The organism is Sphingobium phenoxybenzoativorans (genome assembly GCF_001757355.1).
GTDB classification, from domain to species: Bacteria; Pseudomonadota; Alphaproteobacteria; order Sphingomonadales; family Sphingomonadaceae; genus Sphingobium; species Sphingobium phenoxybenzoativorans.
This window is the reverse complement of record NZ_MINO01000074.1, coordinates 1-17,132: the sequence shown is the minus strand read 5'-3', so window position 1 is coordinate 17,132 and position 17,132 is coordinate 1. Positions and strand designations below refer to the sequence as shown.

At 62.2% G+C, this 17,132-nt stretch carries 19 protein-coding genes; 15 read left to right on the top strand and 4 right to left on the bottom strand.

Annotated elements, in window-relative coordinates; translation table 11 throughout:
• The 3 genes from BHQ40_RS26335 to BHQ40_RS20905 form a co-directional block, all read left to right on the top strand.
• Window positions 1-295: thiolase C-terminal domain-containing protein (locus BHQ40_RS26335; protein WP_216094913.1), on the top strand; the 295-nt coding region annotated here is incomplete at its 5' end.
• A complete protein-coding gene (locus BHQ40_RS20910) occupies window positions 295-1,458 on the top strand; it encodes a thiolase family protein (RefSeq protein ID WP_070157743.1) in 1,164 nt (387 codons plus the stop codon). The genes BHQ40_RS26335 and BHQ40_RS20910, both read left to right, overlap by 1 nt.
• Before the next feature lie 54 nt (window positions 1,459-1,512).
• Entirely contained in the window at window positions 1,513-2,334 is an 822-nt protein-coding gene (locus BHQ40_RS20905) for an SDR family NAD(P)-dependent oxidoreductase (protein ID WP_070157742.1), read from the top strand.
• A 16-nt stretch (window positions 2,335-2,350) separates the two neighbouring features.
• On the opposite strand, the gene BHQ40_RS20900 is transcribed toward BHQ40_RS20905, so the two are convergent.
• Both BHQ40_RS20900 and BHQ40_RS20895 read right to left on the bottom strand, forming a co-directional pair.
• Window positions 2,351-2,767 (bottom strand): nuclear transport factor 2 family protein, encoded by a 417-nt coding sequence (locus BHQ40_RS20900; protein WP_070157741.1) that lies wholly within the window; start codon window positions 2,765-2,767, stop codon window positions 2,351-2,353.
• A 14-nt stretch (window positions 2,768-2,781) separates the two neighbouring features.
• The gene (locus tag BHQ40_RS20895) at window positions 2,782-4,593 is read right to left on the bottom strand and encodes an FAD-dependent monooxygenase (protein ID WP_070157740.1); all 1,812 of its coding nucleotides are present in this window, start codon (window positions 4,591-4,593) and stop codon (window positions 2,782-2,784) included.
• A 239-nt stretch (window positions 4,594-4,832) separates the two neighbouring features.
• On the opposite strand from BHQ40_RS20895, the gene BHQ40_RS20890 reads away from it, so the two are divergent.
• The 9 genes from BHQ40_RS20890 (at window position 4,833) to BHQ40_RS20850 (ending at window position 13,654) form a co-directional block, all read left to right on the top strand.
• Window positions 4,833-5,438 carry a VOC family protein gene (locus BHQ40_RS20890; protein WP_070157739.1) on the top strand — a complete coding sequence of 202 codons (606 nt, stop codon included), beginning with the start codon at window positions 4,833-4,835 and terminating at the stop codon, window positions 5,436-5,438.
• A 54-nt stretch (window positions 5,439-5,492) separates the two neighbouring features.
• Complete coding sequence (locus tag BHQ40_RS20885; RefSeq protein ID WP_070157738.1) at window positions 5,493-5,888, top strand: nuclear transport factor 2 family protein; 396 nt, start codon at window positions 5,493-5,495, stop codon at window positions 5,886-5,888.
• Window positions 5,889-5,914: 26 nt separating this feature from the next.
• The gene (budC, locus tag BHQ40_RS20880; RefSeq protein WP_070157737.1) at window positions 5,915-6,694 is read left to right on the top strand and encodes a meso-2,3-butanediol dehydrogenase; all 780 of its coding nucleotides are present in this window, start codon (window positions 5,915-5,917) and stop codon (window positions 6,692-6,694) included.
• A 71-nt stretch (window positions 6,695-6,765) separates the two neighbouring features.
• Window positions 6,766-8,298, top strand: a complete 1,533-nt coding sequence (locus BHQ40_RS20875; RefSeq protein WP_253183430.1) for a class I adenylate-forming enzyme family protein — start codon at window positions 6,766-6,768, stop codon at window positions 8,296-8,298.
• 12 nt (window positions 8,299-8,310) lie between these two features.
• The gene (locus tag BHQ40_RS20870; protein WP_070157736.1) at window positions 8,311-9,069 is read left to right on the top strand and encodes an SDR family NAD(P)-dependent oxidoreductase; all 759 of its coding nucleotides are present in this window, start codon (window positions 8,311-8,313) and stop codon (window positions 9,067-9,069) included.
• A 100-nt stretch (window positions 9,070-9,169) separates the two neighbouring features.
• Complete coding sequence (locus tag BHQ40_RS20865) at window positions 9,170-10,405, top strand: cytochrome P450 (protein WP_070157735.1); 1,236 nt, start codon at window positions 9,170-9,172, stop codon at window positions 10,403-10,405.
• Between the two features lies 1 nt (window position 10,406).
• Window positions 10,407-10,625: a ferredoxin gene (locus BHQ40_RS20860; protein WP_070157734.1), complete on the top strand. Its 219-nt coding sequence runs from the start codon at window positions 10,407-10,409 to the stop codon at window positions 10,623-10,625.
• A 174-nt stretch (window positions 10,626-10,799) separates the two neighbouring features.
• Window positions 10,800-13,124 (top strand): TonB-dependent receptor, encoded by a 2,325-nt coding sequence (locus BHQ40_RS20855; protein ID WP_070157733.1) that lies wholly within the window; start codon window positions 10,800-10,802, stop codon window positions 13,122-13,124.
• Between the two features lie 134 nt (window positions 13,125-13,258).
• Window positions 13,259-13,654, top strand: coding sequence for an EthD domain-containing protein (locus BHQ40_RS20850; protein ID WP_070157732.1), 396 nt, complete (start codon window positions 13,259-13,261; stop codon window positions 13,652-13,654).
• A 59-nt stretch (window positions 13,655-13,713) separates the two neighbouring features.
• On the opposite strand, the gene BHQ40_RS20845 is transcribed toward BHQ40_RS20850, so the two are convergent.
• Together BHQ40_RS20845 and BHQ40_RS20840 are read right to left on the bottom strand one after the other, a co-directional pair.
• Complete coding sequence (locus tag BHQ40_RS20845) at window positions 13,714-14,103, bottom strand: EthD domain-containing protein (protein WP_083277071.1); 390 nt, start codon at window positions 14,101-14,103, stop codon at window positions 13,714-13,716.
• 28 nt (window positions 14,104-14,131) lie between these two features.
• Window positions 14,132-14,632 (bottom strand): nuclear transport factor 2 family protein, encoded by a 501-nt coding sequence (locus BHQ40_RS20840; protein WP_070157731.1) that lies wholly within the window; start codon window positions 14,630-14,632, stop codon window positions 14,132-14,134.
• 166 nt (window positions 14,633-14,798) lie between these two features.
• Between BHQ40_RS20840 and BHQ40_RS20835 the strand changes: the two genes are divergently transcribed.
• From BHQ40_RS20835 to BHQ40_RS20825, 3 genes are all read left to right on the top strand, one after another.
• A complete protein-coding gene (locus BHQ40_RS20835; protein ID WP_171905915.1) occupies window positions 14,799-15,689 on the top strand; it encodes a sugar phosphate isomerase/epimerase family protein in 891 nt (296 codons plus the stop codon).
• Window positions 15,690-15,881: 192 nt separating this feature from the next.
• Window positions 15,882-16,370, top strand: a complete 489-nt coding sequence (locus tag BHQ40_RS20830; protein WP_070157729.1) for a Zn-ribbon domain-containing OB-fold protein — start codon at window positions 15,882-15,884, stop codon at window positions 16,368-16,370.
• A 9-nt stretch (window positions 16,371-16,379) separates the two neighbouring features.
• The coding region (locus BHQ40_RS20825; RefSeq protein ID WP_290438445.1) for an acyl-CoA dehydrogenase family protein at window positions 16,380-17,132 on the top strand (753 nt) is incomplete at its 3' end.

Sequence of the window (17,132 nt, the reverse complement as noted above, 5' to 3'; positions counted from 1 at the left end):
CGACGGCGCGACGCTCAGCGATGAGGCGCTGGCGCTGGAGGTTCTGGGGCTGGCAGAGGCGGGGCAGGGCTATGCCGCCTATGCCGCGAACGCCGCGATCAATCCCGGCGGCGGCGGGGAAAGCGGCTGGTGCTATCCCACCTGCGGTCTCGTCAATGCGGTGGAGGCCTATCTGCAGCTCACTGGCCGGGCGGGGGCGTGCCAGCTTCCGGGCAAGCCGTCCCGCGCGCTGGCGACGGGCCTTTCCGCAATGGGCGGCCAGGCGGCCTATGCAGCATTTCTGGAGGCGGCGTGATGAGCGGGCGCGTTGCAATCGCTGGCGTGGGCCAGACCGTCTACAAGCGGCGTCATGAGGATGTGAACAGCGGGGAACTGGTTCGCCGCGCCGCCATGCAGGCGCTGGACGATGCAGGGCTTGGCATGGACGCGATCGGCCTTGTCATCGGCGGGGTCGCGCCTGACGCGCTGGCGGGTCTCAACCATATGGACCTTGGCGCGATCGCGCGGCCCGGCATTCCCTATTTCCGCGTCAACACCGGCGGGGCCACCGGATCGTCAGCGGTGCTGGCCGCCATATCCTGGATCGCGTCCGGCCGCTGCGACGCCGTGCTGGTGGTCGCGCTGGAACGGATGGGCCATGCGTCCACATCCCAGAAGGTGTTCAACTCGATCTTCGATCCGATCTACGAGAAGGACATATCGGTGACGACGATCAGCATGGTCGCGATGCGCGCAACCATGCTGATGCAGGATCAGGGATATAATCAGCGCCACTGGGCCGAACTGACCGCGAAGAACGCCCGTGCTGCGCAGCATAATGACACCATAGACCGCAAGCGCGTGTTCACGGCGGACGAGGTGCTTGCCTCGCCCATCCTGGCATGGCCCATCCGTCAGTTGGAGGCGTGCCCGATGAGCGAGGGGGCATGCGCGGTGGTGCTGACCGCGGAGCATCTGGCGCGGGATCGCAATGTCGCCTGGATTCACGGCGCGGCGGGATTGAGCGACACCTATGCCATGGGGGACCGCATTCACCGCGCGGAAGGGTCGCTGGTGGAATTGCATACGCTCGTCGAGTCGGCGCGCAAGGCCTATGCGCAGGCTGGCGTGACCCGCCCGTCAGAGCAGGTCGATTGCGTGGAGATCCACGCGCCTTTTTCCAGCGCAGAGGCCATGGCCTACACGGCGCTGGGGCTGGTCGGCGACGACAGCGGCCCGCAATTCGCCGACAGGCTGATCGATGGCAGCGAGCGTATCGTGGTCAACCCGTCGGGTGGACCGCAGATGGTCAATCCTGTCAGTGCGGCCGCGCTGGTGCGGATCGTGGAATGCGCGCTGCAGGTGCGCGGCACCGCCGGAGCGCGCCAGCATGACGGCATCCGCCGCGCCGTGGCCACCGGACAGGGCGGCGCAACGCAATTCTCCACCTGTGTCGTGCTGGGCGCGGATCGCCCGTAAGCGGCGGGGCGGCATGACCGGACGGAAGGATCAATAACGGAGAGGAGAAGGACTGTGGCCGGACGGCTTGATGGCAAGGTGGCGATCCTGACGGGATCGGCCGGGACACTGGGCGCGGGAACAGCCAAGCTGCTGGCCGGCGAAGGCGCAAGGCTGGTCCTGAACGACATTGCGCCGCGCGTCCATGAACTGGCCGACGAAATCATGGCGGCCGACGGCGAAGCGGTCGCGCATGTCGGCGACGTAGGCAAGGAAGATGACGTTGGCGCGATGGTGGCGCTCGCCATGGACCGCTATGGCCGTCTCGATGGCCTGTGGAACAATGCCGGGCCAGTCAGCAATGATTTCGTGTTCAAGGATTCGCACATTCTGGACATGTCGCTCGACTATTTTGTCGAGACGTTCAGGGGCCATGTGGGTGCAGCATTTCTGTGCAGCAAAACCGCCATTCCGGCCATGATCCGCTCCGGCGGCGGATCGATCGTCAACACCTCGTCCAGCGCGGCCTTTGCGGGCGATATTGTCCTGCATGCCTACAGCGTGGCGAAGATGGGCATGATCACCCTCGCGCAGAGCATCGCGACCGCCTACGGGCCGGACAATATCCGGTGCAACGCCGTGGCGCCGGGGCTGGTGCCGGGCCGGTCCAGCGGCGTCATGGCCGAGGCCGCGATCAAGGTGGTGCAGGATTCGCAGATGCTGGCGCGGGCGGGCGAGCCGATCGACATCGGCAATGCCGTGCTGTTCATGCTGTCGGATGAATCCCGCTGGTTTACGGGGCAGGTGATGGCGGTCGATGGCGGCCTGACCGGCCATCAACCGACATTGGCCACCCGGCGCGGCATGTCCGGGGGCGGGATGCAGGAGGGCGGCTGAACGCCCTCCCGCGCGGTCAGCCCGCCATCATCATCGGCACCACGCGCCGTTCCGCGATGCGCCAGCCCTGCGGCGTCTTGCGGAACAGGTCGTGATATTCGGCCATGGCGGTGACGCCGGTCAGCTTGCCGACGCCGCCCTCCTGCGCCTCCCCCTGCAGGAAAGCGAGGTAGGTGACGCCTATGGCCTCATCGGGGCCGGTCTCGACGATCAGGGGCGGCTGGCAGAGATGGCGGGTCAATTGCGCGCGGTCGCGCTGACTCATGAACGCCACCAGTTCCGCGCGGCTCGACAGCGTGGCGCCGGGGCGTTCGAACCGGCAATCCTCGGTGAAAAGTTCGCCAAGTTCCTCATAGCGATGATGGTCCACCAGAACGGCAAAGGCCGCCGTCAGCCGCGCGCAGGCGGCAAAGGTTTCGTCGGAGTTGGACATGACAATCCTCTCTGTCAGGCGAGCGCGGGCTGCCGCTTGGCCGTCGCTAGAGCCGCTTTCTTTTCGGCATTTCGGCTAAGCACCGTGCGCAGCGCGCCTTCGATCGCGGACGCCGGGTCCTTGACCATATTCAGCGACCGGTAGGCGACGAAATTGTCGGGACGGACCAGCACTGCGCCGTCCTCGCCAATCTGCTTCGATTCGTCCCAAAGGCCCGAAGCGTCGGCATAGTCGCATCCGACGCCGACCTGGATGGCCTTGATCTCTATGCCCAGGGCGGCCGACGCCTTTTCGGCGGCCTCCACCCATGCGCCGCCGCACGCGCCGGTGATCAGGGAGAAGCGCTCTGTCGCGCCGGTCAGGTCATGGCTGGAGATGCGCAGCGATCCCTTTTCGAACCATGCATGCGGCAGGCGATGGCCTGGACGAGTCGTGGGCGTATAGATGTCGCCCATGGGGTCGATGGCCGGGGCGGGGGAGCCGTCCGGAACAATGGCGTTGCCCTCATACTGGCTGCCCAGTTCGATGCCTAGCGCGCCATATTCCGTACGCTGCGTGCCCGCCACTTCCGCAGCGCGCGCGCGCAGCATTTCGCCATAGGTGGTGTCGGACAGATAGTCCCGGATGGCCTGAACATTCGCTTCTTCAGGCGCGCCTGGCATCAGGCCCAGTCCCATTTCGACCATCAGGTGATTCTGGAAGGTGAACCACGACCATTCGGCATTGCGGGCGCAAGCGGGCAGGCGCTCCGCCTCATAGCTGTCGAGCAGTTCTTCGCCCGCTTCTCCCTTCAGCGTCGCGGCCAGCTTCCACCCCAGATTGTGCGCATCATGAATTGCGGTATTGAGGCCGAGGCCGGAGGTCGGAATCACGCGGTGCGCGGCATCGCCCGCCAGGAATATGCGGCCTTCGCGGAACTTGGGTGTGACGGTCGCCTCCGCCCACCATTCATTGACCTTGTGCAGCGTGACGTCGAGGTCAGGCAGCCGCATGCTTTCGCGAATGGCCGGCACAATGTCTTTCGCCGTCAGGCGCTCGGTCTCATTGGGGTGGTAGGCGAAGCTGAATTGCCATTGGGGGCAATGCTTGCTCCACTGCGGACCTACGGGCACGAATACGCCCCAGCGGAAGCGGCTTTCGGGATGGATGATATGCGTGATCATCGCATCGCCCGGAATATAGTCGGAGATATCGGCGGTGATATGCGCCGACACCAGAACCGCCAGCTTTTCGCGTCCTTCGCGATGGATGTTGAGGGCGGGGCCAACGGCGCGGCCGCCGTCCGAGCCGATCATATATTTCGCCCGCACCTGATATGCCTTGCCGGCGGCATGGTCCTGGATCGTCGCGGTGACGCCATCGGCATCCTGTTCGAACGCGACCATCTCATGCTGGAAGCGGACCGTGCGCGCGCCGCGTTCGTCGGCGATACGGCGCAATATCGGTTCGAGTCCGAGCTGCGGCAAATGCGTTGCCGGAACGGCCGCCGCGCGTTCGGAGGCGCGTCTGCGGGGGCCGCCGCCAAAGGCGTCGAAACATAGCAGTTCGCGCTTGTCCAGTTCGCCGTCTCCGCCAAGGCTGGTCACATAGCGGACGGTGCAGTTCGCCATCGGCATGCCCTTGTCGAACACTTCCGCGGCGATGCCGTGCTGACGGAATATCTCCATCGTGCGCTGGTTGTAATAATGCGCCTTCGGCAGGTCGGACGTTCCCTTGCGCATCTCAACCACGAGATTGTCGATGCCCAGATCAGACAGGACGATCGAGGAGGTCAGGCCACATGCCCCGCCACCCACCACGAGCACATCCACTTCCAGCAGTTCCATTCCAAATCTCTCCTAACCTCAGCATGCAAGACTCTCGTGCGGGGGTCAAAACCCGCCGATCCTCTAGGGTCTTATTGCCACGTTATGAGCAATTGATCAACACATGTGTTGACTGATATTATTTGCGTGCGCTATGAATCTGCATCGGCGGCTCCGGCGGTTGATTGCGCCGGATGCGCTGCGCTGATGGCGGGAAGCCCGCAAGAAGACGCCAAAGTCTATGCGAGAGAGGAAATATTATGAGCAATTTGGTTGCCGAGCGGAACGGCATATCCGGTCAGGGCCAGGAGCGGCGAATCGCGCCCACCCAGATCGCTCATTTCGTCGTCTACACCAGCCGCTTTCCGGAAATGGTCGCATTCTACAGAACGCTTTTCGACCTGCGCTCCTCGCATGAGGACGACACTGTCGCCTTCATGACCTATGACGAGGAGCATCACCGGATCGCCGTGGTCAACGTCCCCGACCTGGCCGACCGGCCGGAAGGAACGGTCGGTTTCCATCACGTCGCCTTCACCTATGCGACGCTGAAGGATTTGCTGGAAACCCATGCCCGTTTGGATGCGCTGGGCGTCAAGCCCTATTGGACCGTCAATCACGGGCCGACGACATCCATGTATTTCCGGGACCCGGATGGCAACAGGGTCGAAATGCAGGTCGATAATTTCGACACCGCCGAAGAAGGCATCGCCTATTGCCGCCTGCCGGAGTTTGCGGAAAATCCGATCGGCGTCGATATCGATCCCGCCGATATGCTGCAGCGTCTGCGCAATGGAGAAACCGAACAGGCGTTGAAGCGTCGTCCCAACATCGGCCCGCGCGGCATGGACGATTTCCCGCGCTGATGCGCGGACGACGACGGGAGAACAGCAGGCTTCGTTGCAGAGGAGAGGATATCTATGTCTATCGAGGCAATTGCCGAGGCATTTTTCAAGGCGATCGAACAGGGCGACGTCGATACGCTCAATCGCCTCTATGCTGACGATGCGGGCGTCTGGCACAATTTCGACGGCATAACCCAGACGAAGGCGGAAGGCGTTCAGACATTGGCGCAGTTCGCCGCTGTTGCCGACAGCCGCTATGAGCTTCAGCAACGCTATGTGGTTGGCGACACAGTGATCCAGCGCCACAATATTCACATCCGCATGAAAGCCACCGGCGCCAGCAAGGTCATTCCCGTGGCGGTCTTTCTGAAGTTCCGGGACGGCAAGGTCGCCCATATCTACGAATATCTCGATAGCGCGCATGTGGTCGCCGAAGCGTTTGAAGGCGTTGCGGACATGTCTGCTGCCTGAGTCCCCGATCAAGAGAGGAACCAAAGGTGCGGTTTAAGGACAAGGTTGCGCTGATCACCGGCGCAGGTTCCGGGATTGGCGCGGCAACGGCGCGCCGTCTTGCGTCGGAGGGCGCGCATGTCGTGCTGCTCGATTTCAACGGCGATGGCGCTGCAGCCACGGCTGCGGCGATAGCGGCGGATGAAGGCAGTGGTGGGACATCGATCGAGACTGCCGACGTATCGGACTGGGATTCGGTATCCGGCGCATTCTCGCGCATTGCTGAAAAGCACCCCAAGCTCGATATTCTCGTCAATAATGCGGGCATGGGACTGCTGGGCAAGGCGCCGGACGTGCCGATTGCGGATTGGGACCGCGTCCTGGGCGTCGTGCTCAACGGCGTATTCCATTGCACCAAGCTGGGCATCCCCTTGCTGCGCGCGGCGGGCGGCGGCGCAATCGTCAATGTCGCGTCAATTGCGGGCATGGCCGGGGAGTTTCACCTGCCGGCCTATTCGGCGGCGAAGGGCGGGGTGCTGAATTTCACACGGGCGGTCGCCATCGACCATATCAAAGAGGGCATTCGCGTGAACGCGGTGTGTCCGGGCATGGTCGATACGCCTGCGGCAAAGATGCTGAAGGACAATGCGCCATTGTGGGGACGCATACAGGATTCCATCCCCTCCGGGCGACCGGCGCAGCCATCCGAAATCGCCGCCGTGATCGCCTTCCTCGCCAGTGACGACGCCAGCGCGATGGTCGGTTCGGCGGTGGTCGTGGACAATGGCATTACCGCCTGGACGGGTAGCCCGAACATTTTGGGCTAAGCCTCCGTTGGCGGAAAACTGATCAACCAAGTCGGCCGGCAAACCAAAGAGAGGAACAAAATTTGATCAATGTGCGCGATGCAATGCGATCCGCCGCCCGTGCCAACCGGAATCGCCTTGCCGTTGTAAGTGGCGGGCGTAGCCTGACGTTCGGCGAGGCCTGGGATCGCGGCTGCCGGTTTGCGAATGCGATGATCGCGCTTGGCCTGAAGCCGGGTGACCGGATCGCCGTGCTTGAGGATAATTGCATCGAATCCTCCGATTTCTTCCTGGGGACGGCCGCCGCCAATTTCGTGCGCGTGCCGCTCTACATGCGCAATTCAAGCGAGTCCCACGCCAAGATGATCGCACAGACGGGGTGCCGCGCCGTCGTCGTCGATGAGCAGCACAAGCATCAGGTGCAGGACCTTGTGTCGGTGGTGCCCAGCCTTGAGCATATTGTCGTGCGTGGGTCCGACTATGAGGACTGGCTGGCGTCGCATGATGCAACGGATCCAGATCCGGCTGTGGACCTGGACGATTATTATATCATCCGTCATTCGGCCGGGACGACCGGTTCGCCCAAGGGCATGGCGTTCACCCATCGCGCCTGGATGTTCACCGAGCGCGATTGGACATATCGCCTGCCGCCGATCGAACTGGGCGATGCGTGCACCCATGTTGCGCCGATTTCCCACGGGTCGGGCTATCTGTTCGTGCCGATATGGCTGTCGGGCGGCTATAACATCCTGGAGCCGCGATTTGATGTTGAGCGTTTTGTCGGCCTGCTGTCCGAACATGGCGGCTATACATTCGCGGTGCCCACCATCGTCAGCGACATCGTGGCCCATGCAAAGGCGCATGCCTTGCCGGATATGGCGAAGCTGAAAGCGATGGCGATCGCCGGTGCGCCCATGCGCGAACAGACCGCCCGGAATGCTTACGCATTGTTCGGCAATGCGCTGCACCAGTTCTTCGGCCAGACGGAGGCCGTGCCTGCGACCTGGATGACGGCGCGCGAATGGTTTGGCGAAGTGCCCGGCTCCGACCCGATGCGATCCGTCGGGCGGATCATGCCGTTCGCCCGCGTGGAAATCCGCGATGATGACAATCGTCCGCTGCCGCTTGGAGAGACCGGAGAGATTGCGCTGCAGGTCGACGGGCAGATGGAGGGCATCTGGGGCGAACCGGAAATGACGGCCCAGCGGCTTGTCGACGGTTGGGTGCTCAGCGGCGACGTGGGCTATATTGACGAGAATAATTATCTCTATCTGGTCGACCGCAAGGACGACATGATCATATCCGGCGGCTTCAATATCTGGCCTGCCGAGCTGGAAATCGTCATCTCCGCGCATCCGGCGGTGCGCGAAGTGGCCGTGGTCGCCGCGCCGCATGAACGCTGGGGCGAAACGCCGGCCGCCATCGTCGTCCTGCACGAAGGGCAATCGCTGTCGGAGCAGGAAGTGATCGCTCTATGCGCGGAAAAGCTTGGCGGATACAAAAAGCCGAGCGTCGTCCTGATCAAACATGAACTTCTCCCGCGTACGCCCGCAGGCAAGATTCCGCGCAAGCAATTGCGCGAAGGCTTCTGGGAAAAGGCGGCCGAACGCATCGGCGGCGCATAGGCGATAGCGGCCATGCAGATTGAGGGAATGGCTGCGGTCGTCACTGGCGCGGCCTCCGGTCTGGGCGCGGCGGTGGCCGAGATGCTTCTGGCTGGCGGCGCGCGCATTGCGATGCTGGACATTAACGGGGATCAGGGGGACGCGCTTTCATCGCGGATGGGCGGCCTGTTCCTTCCCACCGATGTCACAGAAGAAAAGCAGATAATCGCCGCGCTGGACGCTGCGGAAGCCGCGCACGGCCCGGCGCGGATACTCGTCAATTGTGCGGGCGTCGCCCCCGCGCTGAAGGCCGTGTCGCGTGACGGCGACCCCCTCCCGCTTGAGTCCTATCGGCGGGTCATCGACATTAATCTGATCGGCACTTTTTCCATGCTGTCGCACTTTGCCGCGCGGGCCATGGCTATAAGCGACGAGGATGCGGAACGTGCGGTCATCATCAATACCGCATCGATCGCCGCCTTTGACGGCCAGATCGGTCATGCGGCCTACTCCGCCTCCAAGGCCGGAATTGTCGGAATGACGCTTCCCCTGGCGCGCGAATTTGCGCGTGCGCGCATCAGGGTGATGACGGTCGCACCCGGCCTGTTCGAAACGCCGATTCTGGCGGGCATTGCGGAGGCGGCCTCGGCGGCCGCGCGGCATGTCCAGCATCCGGCCCGGATGGGCGCTGCGGCGGAATTTGCCGCTCTGGTGCGGGAGATTATCGCCAATCCGATGTTGAACGGCGATTGCATCAGGATCGACGGCGCAGTCCGGCTGCCGCCGCGCTGACAGACGTTGCTTCGCCATGCACTTGACTTCGCCGGAACATCATCATAGTCAATCAACACATGTGTTGATAATAGATATCGCCTGATATGAGAGGAGTTCCATGGTCGACGATATTCTTGATACGGGCGATCTCGACGATCTTCTGAGTGAGGAGGCGATCAACAGTCCCTTCACTTTTTACCGCCGCCTTCGCGAACGCAATCCCGTCTATTGGAACAAGCGTTGGAACGGCTGGATCGTCACCGGCTATGATGAAGTCACTGCAGGCTATCGCGATGCGCAGCGATTGTCGTCGGATCGTTTCTCCGGGCCTTTCGGCGCGGAGGTGCGGGAAGCGGGGGAAAATACGCGGCTGCTGGACTTCCTGTCGAAACTCTTTGTCTGGAAGGACCCGCCCTATCACACGCGCATGCGCAGCCTGGTGTTCAAGGCGTTCACGCCGCGCAGCGTCGAAATCCTGCGGGAGCGCGCGCGCGAACTTGTGCGTGATCTGGCCGAGCCGCTGCGTGGCAAGGAGCGTGTGAATTTCCTCACCGATTTTGCGTTTCACCTGCCCGTCATCGTCATCGCCGAATATCTCGGCGTGCCCAGCGATCAGCGCTATGAAGTGCGGGATTGGTCGGACGATCTGGCCGCAGTGATCTTCGTGCGCGGCGATGACAAACAGCGGATGCAGCGCGCGGAAGCCTCGCTCGCCCGCGCGCGGGAATTCCTGACGCCCGTTCTGGCGGACCGCCGTCAAAATCCGCGGCAGGACCTGATCAGCGCGCTATTGTTCGCGGAGGAGGATGGCCGCCGCCTGACGGAGGAGGAGGTGATCGCCAACGTCATCCTGATGGTGTTCGCCGGACATGAAACGACGATGAACCTGATGTCGAACGGCATTGCGGCGTTCGACAAATTCCCGGACCAGTGGCAATTGCTGCGCCAGGACCATGGCCTCCTGCGGTCGGCGACGGAGGAATGCCTTCGCTTTGACGGTCCCATTCGCGGCCTTGGCCGTTGGGCGAAAGAGGATTTCGAGCTTGGCGGACAACAGATCAAGCGCATGGACCGGGTATTTCTGATCCAGCATGCCGCCAATCGCGATCCGGCCGCATTCGAAAATCCGGATGCGCTGGACATCACGCGCTGGCCCAACAAGCATGCGGCGTTCGGGCAGGGCATCCATACATGCCTTGGCGCGCCGCTCGCGCGGCTGGAGATGCAGGAGGCGCTGGCCTACCTCACCACCCAGTTCGAACGGATCGAGGTTGTTCAGGACAAGCTGGAATATGGTCCGACAATGGTTTCGCGCAGCCTGAAGGGGCTGGACGTGAAATTCCACGAAGCCTGACATGGCCGACGATCCCTTACCCCGTGCGGAGATCGATCATGCGCTGTGCGTTGGCGTGGGCGAATGCATCCGGCTCGCGCCCCACGCCTTTCGCTATGACAAGCAGAGGCTGGGCATATTCAAGGGCAAGGGCAGCGGATACAGCCTGCAGCAATTGGAGGATGCAGAGGCGTCCTGCCCCATGCAGGCCATAAAGCTGGTGCCTCCCGCCGCCGAATAGAATGGGTAGCCTGCGCCGTTAAGAGCGGTGGCCTTTATTTTGCGCCTTCTATGCAAATGCAATCAACGCAAATGTTGACGATGGCGGGCGCGAGAGGTATTAACAGAGATGTTGATAATAGTGACACAACCTGCTGACGCAGACGCTGCGCGGCAAATAGTTGGGGAGGATCATATGAGCAATTTGAAGCTATGCTTGCGCGCGGGTATTGGTGCGACGGCCTTTGCGATGGGCCTATGGGCTTCTGTCGCGGGCGCGCAGGTCGCCGGTTCGGCGCAGGACGCCTCCGGCCAGATTCCCGCTGCGGAAGGCGATCAGGGGTCTGGCGCCATCGCCGACATCATCGTGACGGCAGAGCGGCGCGAAGCGAGCGTGCAAAAGACGCCGATCGCGATGACCGCGCTGGGCGGCGACATGCTGCAGAAAAACCAGACCGTGGACATTGAGGGCTTTGCCGACAGCATCCCCAATGTGACCTTCGGCAAGAATACCGGCAGCGCCAAGATTTTCATCCGCGGCGTAGGGCTTGACGCCATCACGCCTGGATCGGATCCGCGCGTGGCGATCTATACCGACGGCATTTATCAGCCGCGTTCGCAGGCGGCCTTCGTCGGCCTGTTTGACCTGGAGCGCGTCGAGGTTCTGGCCGGTCCGCAGGGCACGCTTTACGGCCGTAACGCGACTGCCGGCGCCATCAATCTCATCTCGCGCAACCCTGGTAATGAGTTCAACGCCTATGCCACGCTGTCGGCGGGCAATTATGGCCTGATGCGCGCGGAAGGCGCTGTCGGCGGCCCGATCACGGACACTGTTGGCGCGCGCATCGCTGTCCAGAAATCCGTCCGGCAGGGCTATGGCGAAATGATCGACACGGGGCTGGATGTCGATGATGAAAATTCGTTCGGCGTGCGCGGCAAGCTGACGTTCAATCCGTCCGAAACTTTCGACGCCACGATTGTCGCCGACTACTACAAGGCGGACGATCACACCAACGGCCTGCATGTGCTGGCCCTGACGCCCGGCCATGTGCCGACGCCCACATTGTTCGGTTACGAAAATGCCTCCAATCCGCGCGACCTGGCGGGTACGCGGCCTGAATCGCATATCCGGGCCTATGGCGTATCGCTGACGGCGAATCTGGAGCTTGGCAGCCTTGGCAAGCTGACCTCTGTTTCGGGCTGGCGCCGTTTCAAGCAGGACGGCGTATATGACGCGGACCAGACGACCTTCGCGGGCACTCCGGCGCCGATCCGGGAAAATTCGGAGAGCTGGAGCCAGGAGCTGCGGATTACGGGCAGCGTAGGCATCGTCGACTATCTGGTCGGCGCCTATTATTTCAAGGAAGACGCCTTTGCGGGTATCGACCCGACGATCCGCCTCGGCATGTTTGGCGTACCGCTCGACGCGGGCGGCCTGTTCTATATTCGCGGCCCCCTTTATGGCGGTGATCAGATCACCAAGGCCTGGGCGGTTTTCACACAGGAAACGATCAACCTCACCGACAAGCTGGGCATCGACCTGGGTCTGCGTTTCAGTCATGAGCGCCGGAAGATTTCCGAGTTTACGGAATTCGACGGAGACAATTTCACAACGCCGATCGAAAATCCGCTCTACACGCCCAATCCGCTCTACACCTCATTCCTGGATCAGTCGGCTTCCTACAAATCGACCGATCCGAAAGTGACGGTGCATTACCAGTTCACGCCGCAGACCATGGCCTATCTGACCTTTTCCAAGGGCTTCAAGAGCGGTGGCTTCAATGCGGGCTTCCTGCAGGCGCCTTTCTCGCCGGAAAAGCTGACCATGTATGAAGGCGGCATCAAGGCCGATCTGTTCGACCGCCGCCTGCGCGCGAATGTCGCCGCCTTCTATTATGACTATAGCAACCTGCAGGTGAACATCACCGAAGGCATCCGCCTGATCACGCGCAACGCGGCCAAGGCGAAGCTATATGGTTTTGAGGGGCAGTTCACGGCGGTCCCGGTCGATGACCTGCGGCTCAATCTGAACCTGTCCTATCTGCATTCCGAATATACCAATTATCTGACGCCCAATCCGCTGTTCCCCGGCCAGAGCGATCCCGGCGTGACCATCCCCGATTCCGCCAATCCCGGCGGGCCTGGCCTGCCTGCGTTCGACCTTTCGGGCAATCAGCTCGCCTATGCGCCGAAATATAAGATAGACGGTGAAATCGCCTACACCATTCATGCGGGCTTCGCCGACATCACGCCGCGGGCGAACGTCACCTGGACCTCGCGGACCTATTTCAGTCAGTTCAATGAACCCTGGGCGGAGCAGCCTTCCTACACGAAGGTCGATGCGTTCCTAGACATCGAGAACAAGGATCTGGGTTTGTCGGGAACCATCTTCGTGCGGAACCTGACCAACAAATATTATGAGACGTCCGGTACGGTCTCGTCCGACTTCCTGGGGTATCAGGTGGTTGGCGCGCTGGGCGCTCCGCGCACCTATGGCGTGACGCTGACGAAGCGCTTCTGACGGCCGTAGATATAATGACAGGGGGCATGGGGTTTATCGGGACCCCGTGCCCCTCTCTTTTCCCGGCGGTTCCGGCAGGCAGCCGGATCGCGGCGGCTCGCAAGAAACGACGCTAGCAAACAAGGAGGGTGAGAATGATCAAGGTGATGGTCGCCGGCAAGCGCAAGGCCGGGATGTCGCGGCATGAAATGCATCTGCACGCATTGACGGTTCACGCCAAGCTTGTCGAAACCTGCCCCGGTTTCTGGCAGCATTGCCACCGCTATGTGCAGAATCACATTATCGGCCAGGTCGATTTCAACACCGGACAGATGATGCCGGACGGCGAGTCCCATTATGACGTGCTGTCGGAATTCTGGTTCGATTCCATAGATGTGGCCATGAAGGCGTGGGGAAGCGACGATTATTTCCGCATCCTGCGGCCGGACGAGGAAAAGATATCGAACCCGGATGCGCCCTATCTGATGATCTTCATGACCGAGCATGTCATTGGCGGTTCGAACCCGCGAATGAGCGGCAATTTCTTTTAAGAAATGCGACGGGGAAAGCGACGGTGTCCGGGCCGCCGCTTTCCCTCATGATCGATGCGTCAAGCGCCCCAGGGTATGGCGCTCTGGTGCACTTCAACGACGTAGAAATTGACCCCGCCGGGTTCGCAGAAATTCTTCTCATCTTCCATCACCTGCGGGCCGATGACCTGATCGAACAGGGCGTCCATGGAAGCGCGGGCGGCCGCCTCATCCTCATAAAAAGCTTCGGTAATGACGTCGAAGGCCGGCTCATGCGACGCCTCGGCGCGATTGTCGCCGACATAGCCGTAAAAGGGATGATCGGTCAGGATATAGTTGCGCCGGTGCAGGTGCAGCGGCACCGGCATGATCTTCTGACACAGAGGAATATGCACCTTGTCATAATGATGCATGAATTGCTCCAGCGTCATGCCCTTCTTCTTCTTGATGGTGATGATCAGTTTGAACATGCTGTGCTCCTGCGGCGATGGTTGGTGTTCAATCGATGATGGAAACGCCCGGCAGGCTGACGAAATCCTCGCCCAGAGACTCGCGGATATAGTCGGCCGCGCCCTGCGACATGTAGATGCGCTCGCCCTCCAACTTCATGCCCTTCAGGGTGAAGATGGACAGGTAGCGAAGCGACCGTTCCCGGCCGTCGGCGTCCGTCATCAGCAGGTCGTCGCGCGTCACCATGCTGTCATTGCCGATCCAGATGACGTCGCAGGGGCTGTTGAGATCGCCCAGATTGCCTGACGTGTCGGTGATGCGGAAGGTCTGCGATCCCGGCGCGTCGGCCCCCAACATGCGTTCATAAAACTCCCGCACCGCCGCTGTGCCTTCTACCCGGTAGTTGAGCGGGAAGAATTCATAATAGGGATCGTCGCACAGGGTCGCCATCACGGCATCGACATCGCCGGCCCGCTCGGCCGCGCCATGTTCGAAGAACAGGCGCAGCAGGATTTGCTCGCGGTGGCGGGTTGGCCCTTCATCGGACATGCCTCTCTCCTCAACCGTCTGGGGCGGTTGCTGACGCGCCCTTCATTGATTGTGATCGCATCATAGGAATAGCGGCTTGTCTGTCAACGTATGTGTTGATAATCTTCCCGCGATAATGACGCCGGGCGGCCGCGTGCCGTTCCCGACACTGTGTTGGAGAGGGAAATTGGCAAAAGCGCATATGGCGGTGCAAACCGTATTCTGGCCATCCTGCATCATGGATCGCCCGGTGTTCGATCAACTGGCGGTCGCGGCGGCGGGCGGCTTCGACGCCCTTGCGATAGCGCCCATGGCGATCAAGAATGCGCTGGCAAGCGGCCTTTCCCTTCGCGATCTGCGCGAACGGGCGCAGGAACTGGGCGTCATATTCAGCCATCTTGACGGCATTTCCGGCTGGCTGCCCGCATGGCATCCCATAGAAGGCGATCCAATATTCAACGACTATATCCGCCAGCGTTTCAACATCGACACGCAGGAGGCGCTTGATCTGGGCGCGGAACTGGACATCGAGGCGATTGTGGCGGTTGGAGCCTTTGACCGGGGCATGCTCGACCGGGAAACCGTGCTGCGCGGATTTGCCGACATATGTGCGGCCGCGCAGACGCGCGGCATGCGGACGGCGCTGGAGTTCATTCCCTTCTGGGGCATCCCGGAATTTGTGGATGCGTGGGACATCGTGTCCACGGTTGGACATGCCGGATCGGGGCTGGTTCTGGACACCTGGCACATGCAGCGCGGCTCGACCGATTTCGATCGCGACCTGGCCTGCCTGGTCGCCATGCCGGATGATTGCCCGTTCGATATACAGTTGGCGGACGCGCTGCCCGGTACGGCATGGAAGGAGCTTCTGCCCGACACCAATTATCGCGGCTTCCCCGGCGACGGATCGCTCGATATCGCCCGCATGGTTTCGCCTGTCATGGACCGTGGCGCGTTGCGGAGCATTGGCCCGGAGGTCTTTGGCGAAGCCGTTTCCGCCCTGCCCCTGGAGGCGCTTGGGCGGCGTTCGGGGGAGACCACGCGGCGGGCACTTGCGGACGCAGGCGCGAACGCCTGACGAGCGAGAGAGGCAACGCGGGTGCGATGCGCGCGCCCAAAGAGGTCATGCGCTTTATTATCAACACATGTGTTGACAAAGCCATGGGGAGCGCGCACAGCTTTCGGCGAACTCTGTGTCAGCCGCCTCGTAAGGGGGCGGGGCGGTTGGCAACGGGGACGGAGAGGCGACCGGTGCGGCAAGGAGTGGATTTTGGAAAGCAAGACTTTGGCGCCTGAGGACAGGATTAGAATCCCCGGCCTCTGGGATTTCGAATATAGTTATTTTGCGGGCGATACGGCCAGCCGCTTCTTCCGCATATTGCGGGAGGAAGGGCGGATTTGCGGCACGCGCTGCCCCAAATGCGCGCGCGTTCTGGTGCCTGCGCGTTCCTATTGCGACGCCTGTTTTGTTGCGACCACGGACTGGCAGGAGGTTGGGCCGGAAGGCGTGCTGGATATTTTCAGCATCGTCGGCGCGCAGTTTCCGGGGCTTCCGCCGCCGCCCTTTGTGATGGGATATATCACATTGGACGGGGCCGATACGGCATTGCTCAACCATGTGGTGGGCGTCGACCTGTCCGATATTGATGAGGCCGCCAAAAGCCTGATGAAGCGTCCGCGCGTCCGCGCGCAGTTCAAGGAGCAGCGGGAGGGACGGATCACCGACTTCCACTTCCAGATCATAGACGAGCTGGCCTGAGGCGCAGGGTTGGAACAGGATTTCCAGGATATAGAGCTGTTGATCAGCGCCGCCGCGAGCGGTCTGCTCGCGGACGCCGCGCCGATCGGCAGTGACGCCGCCCGCGCATGCGCGGAGGAAGGGCGGTGGTTCGCGCCCGGCTGGACGATGCTGGCCGAGGCGGGCTTTCCGCAGGCCATGCGTCCGGAGGAGGAAGGCGGCGTCGGCTGCATTGGCGCAATGCTGATCGCGCGGATGAGCGGCGCTGCGGCGCTCGCATTGCCGCTGGCCGATGCGATGGCGGCGGACTGGCTGCTCGCCCGCGCCGGTGCGCCGCATGTCGAGGAGCCTGTGGTTCTCGCCGCGCAGTCGCTGGACTTCAACGCAACGCCTGCGGGCGTGCGCATTGCCGGGTCGCTGGATGCGGTGCCGTGGGCGCGCGACTGCAAGCTGGTTTGCATGGGCAAGCTGGATGGCGCGCTGGTCGCGGTCATTCTGGACCGTGCGGAATTCGCCGTGACGCAGGGCGCCAATCTCGCCGACGAACCGCGCGACATGGTGCAGGCCGACATCACCGTGGCGCCGGAACGCATGATCGCGCTTCCGGCCGGTCTGGACCTCGACACGCCCCGGCAATTGGGGGCTGTGCTGCGGACGGCGCAGATGGCGGGCGCGGCAGAGGCGGCGGTGGACATGACAGTCGCCTATGCGCGCGACCGCAAGCAATTCGGCCGGTCGCTGGCTGGCTTTCAGGCGGTGCAGCAATTGCTGGCCATCATCGCC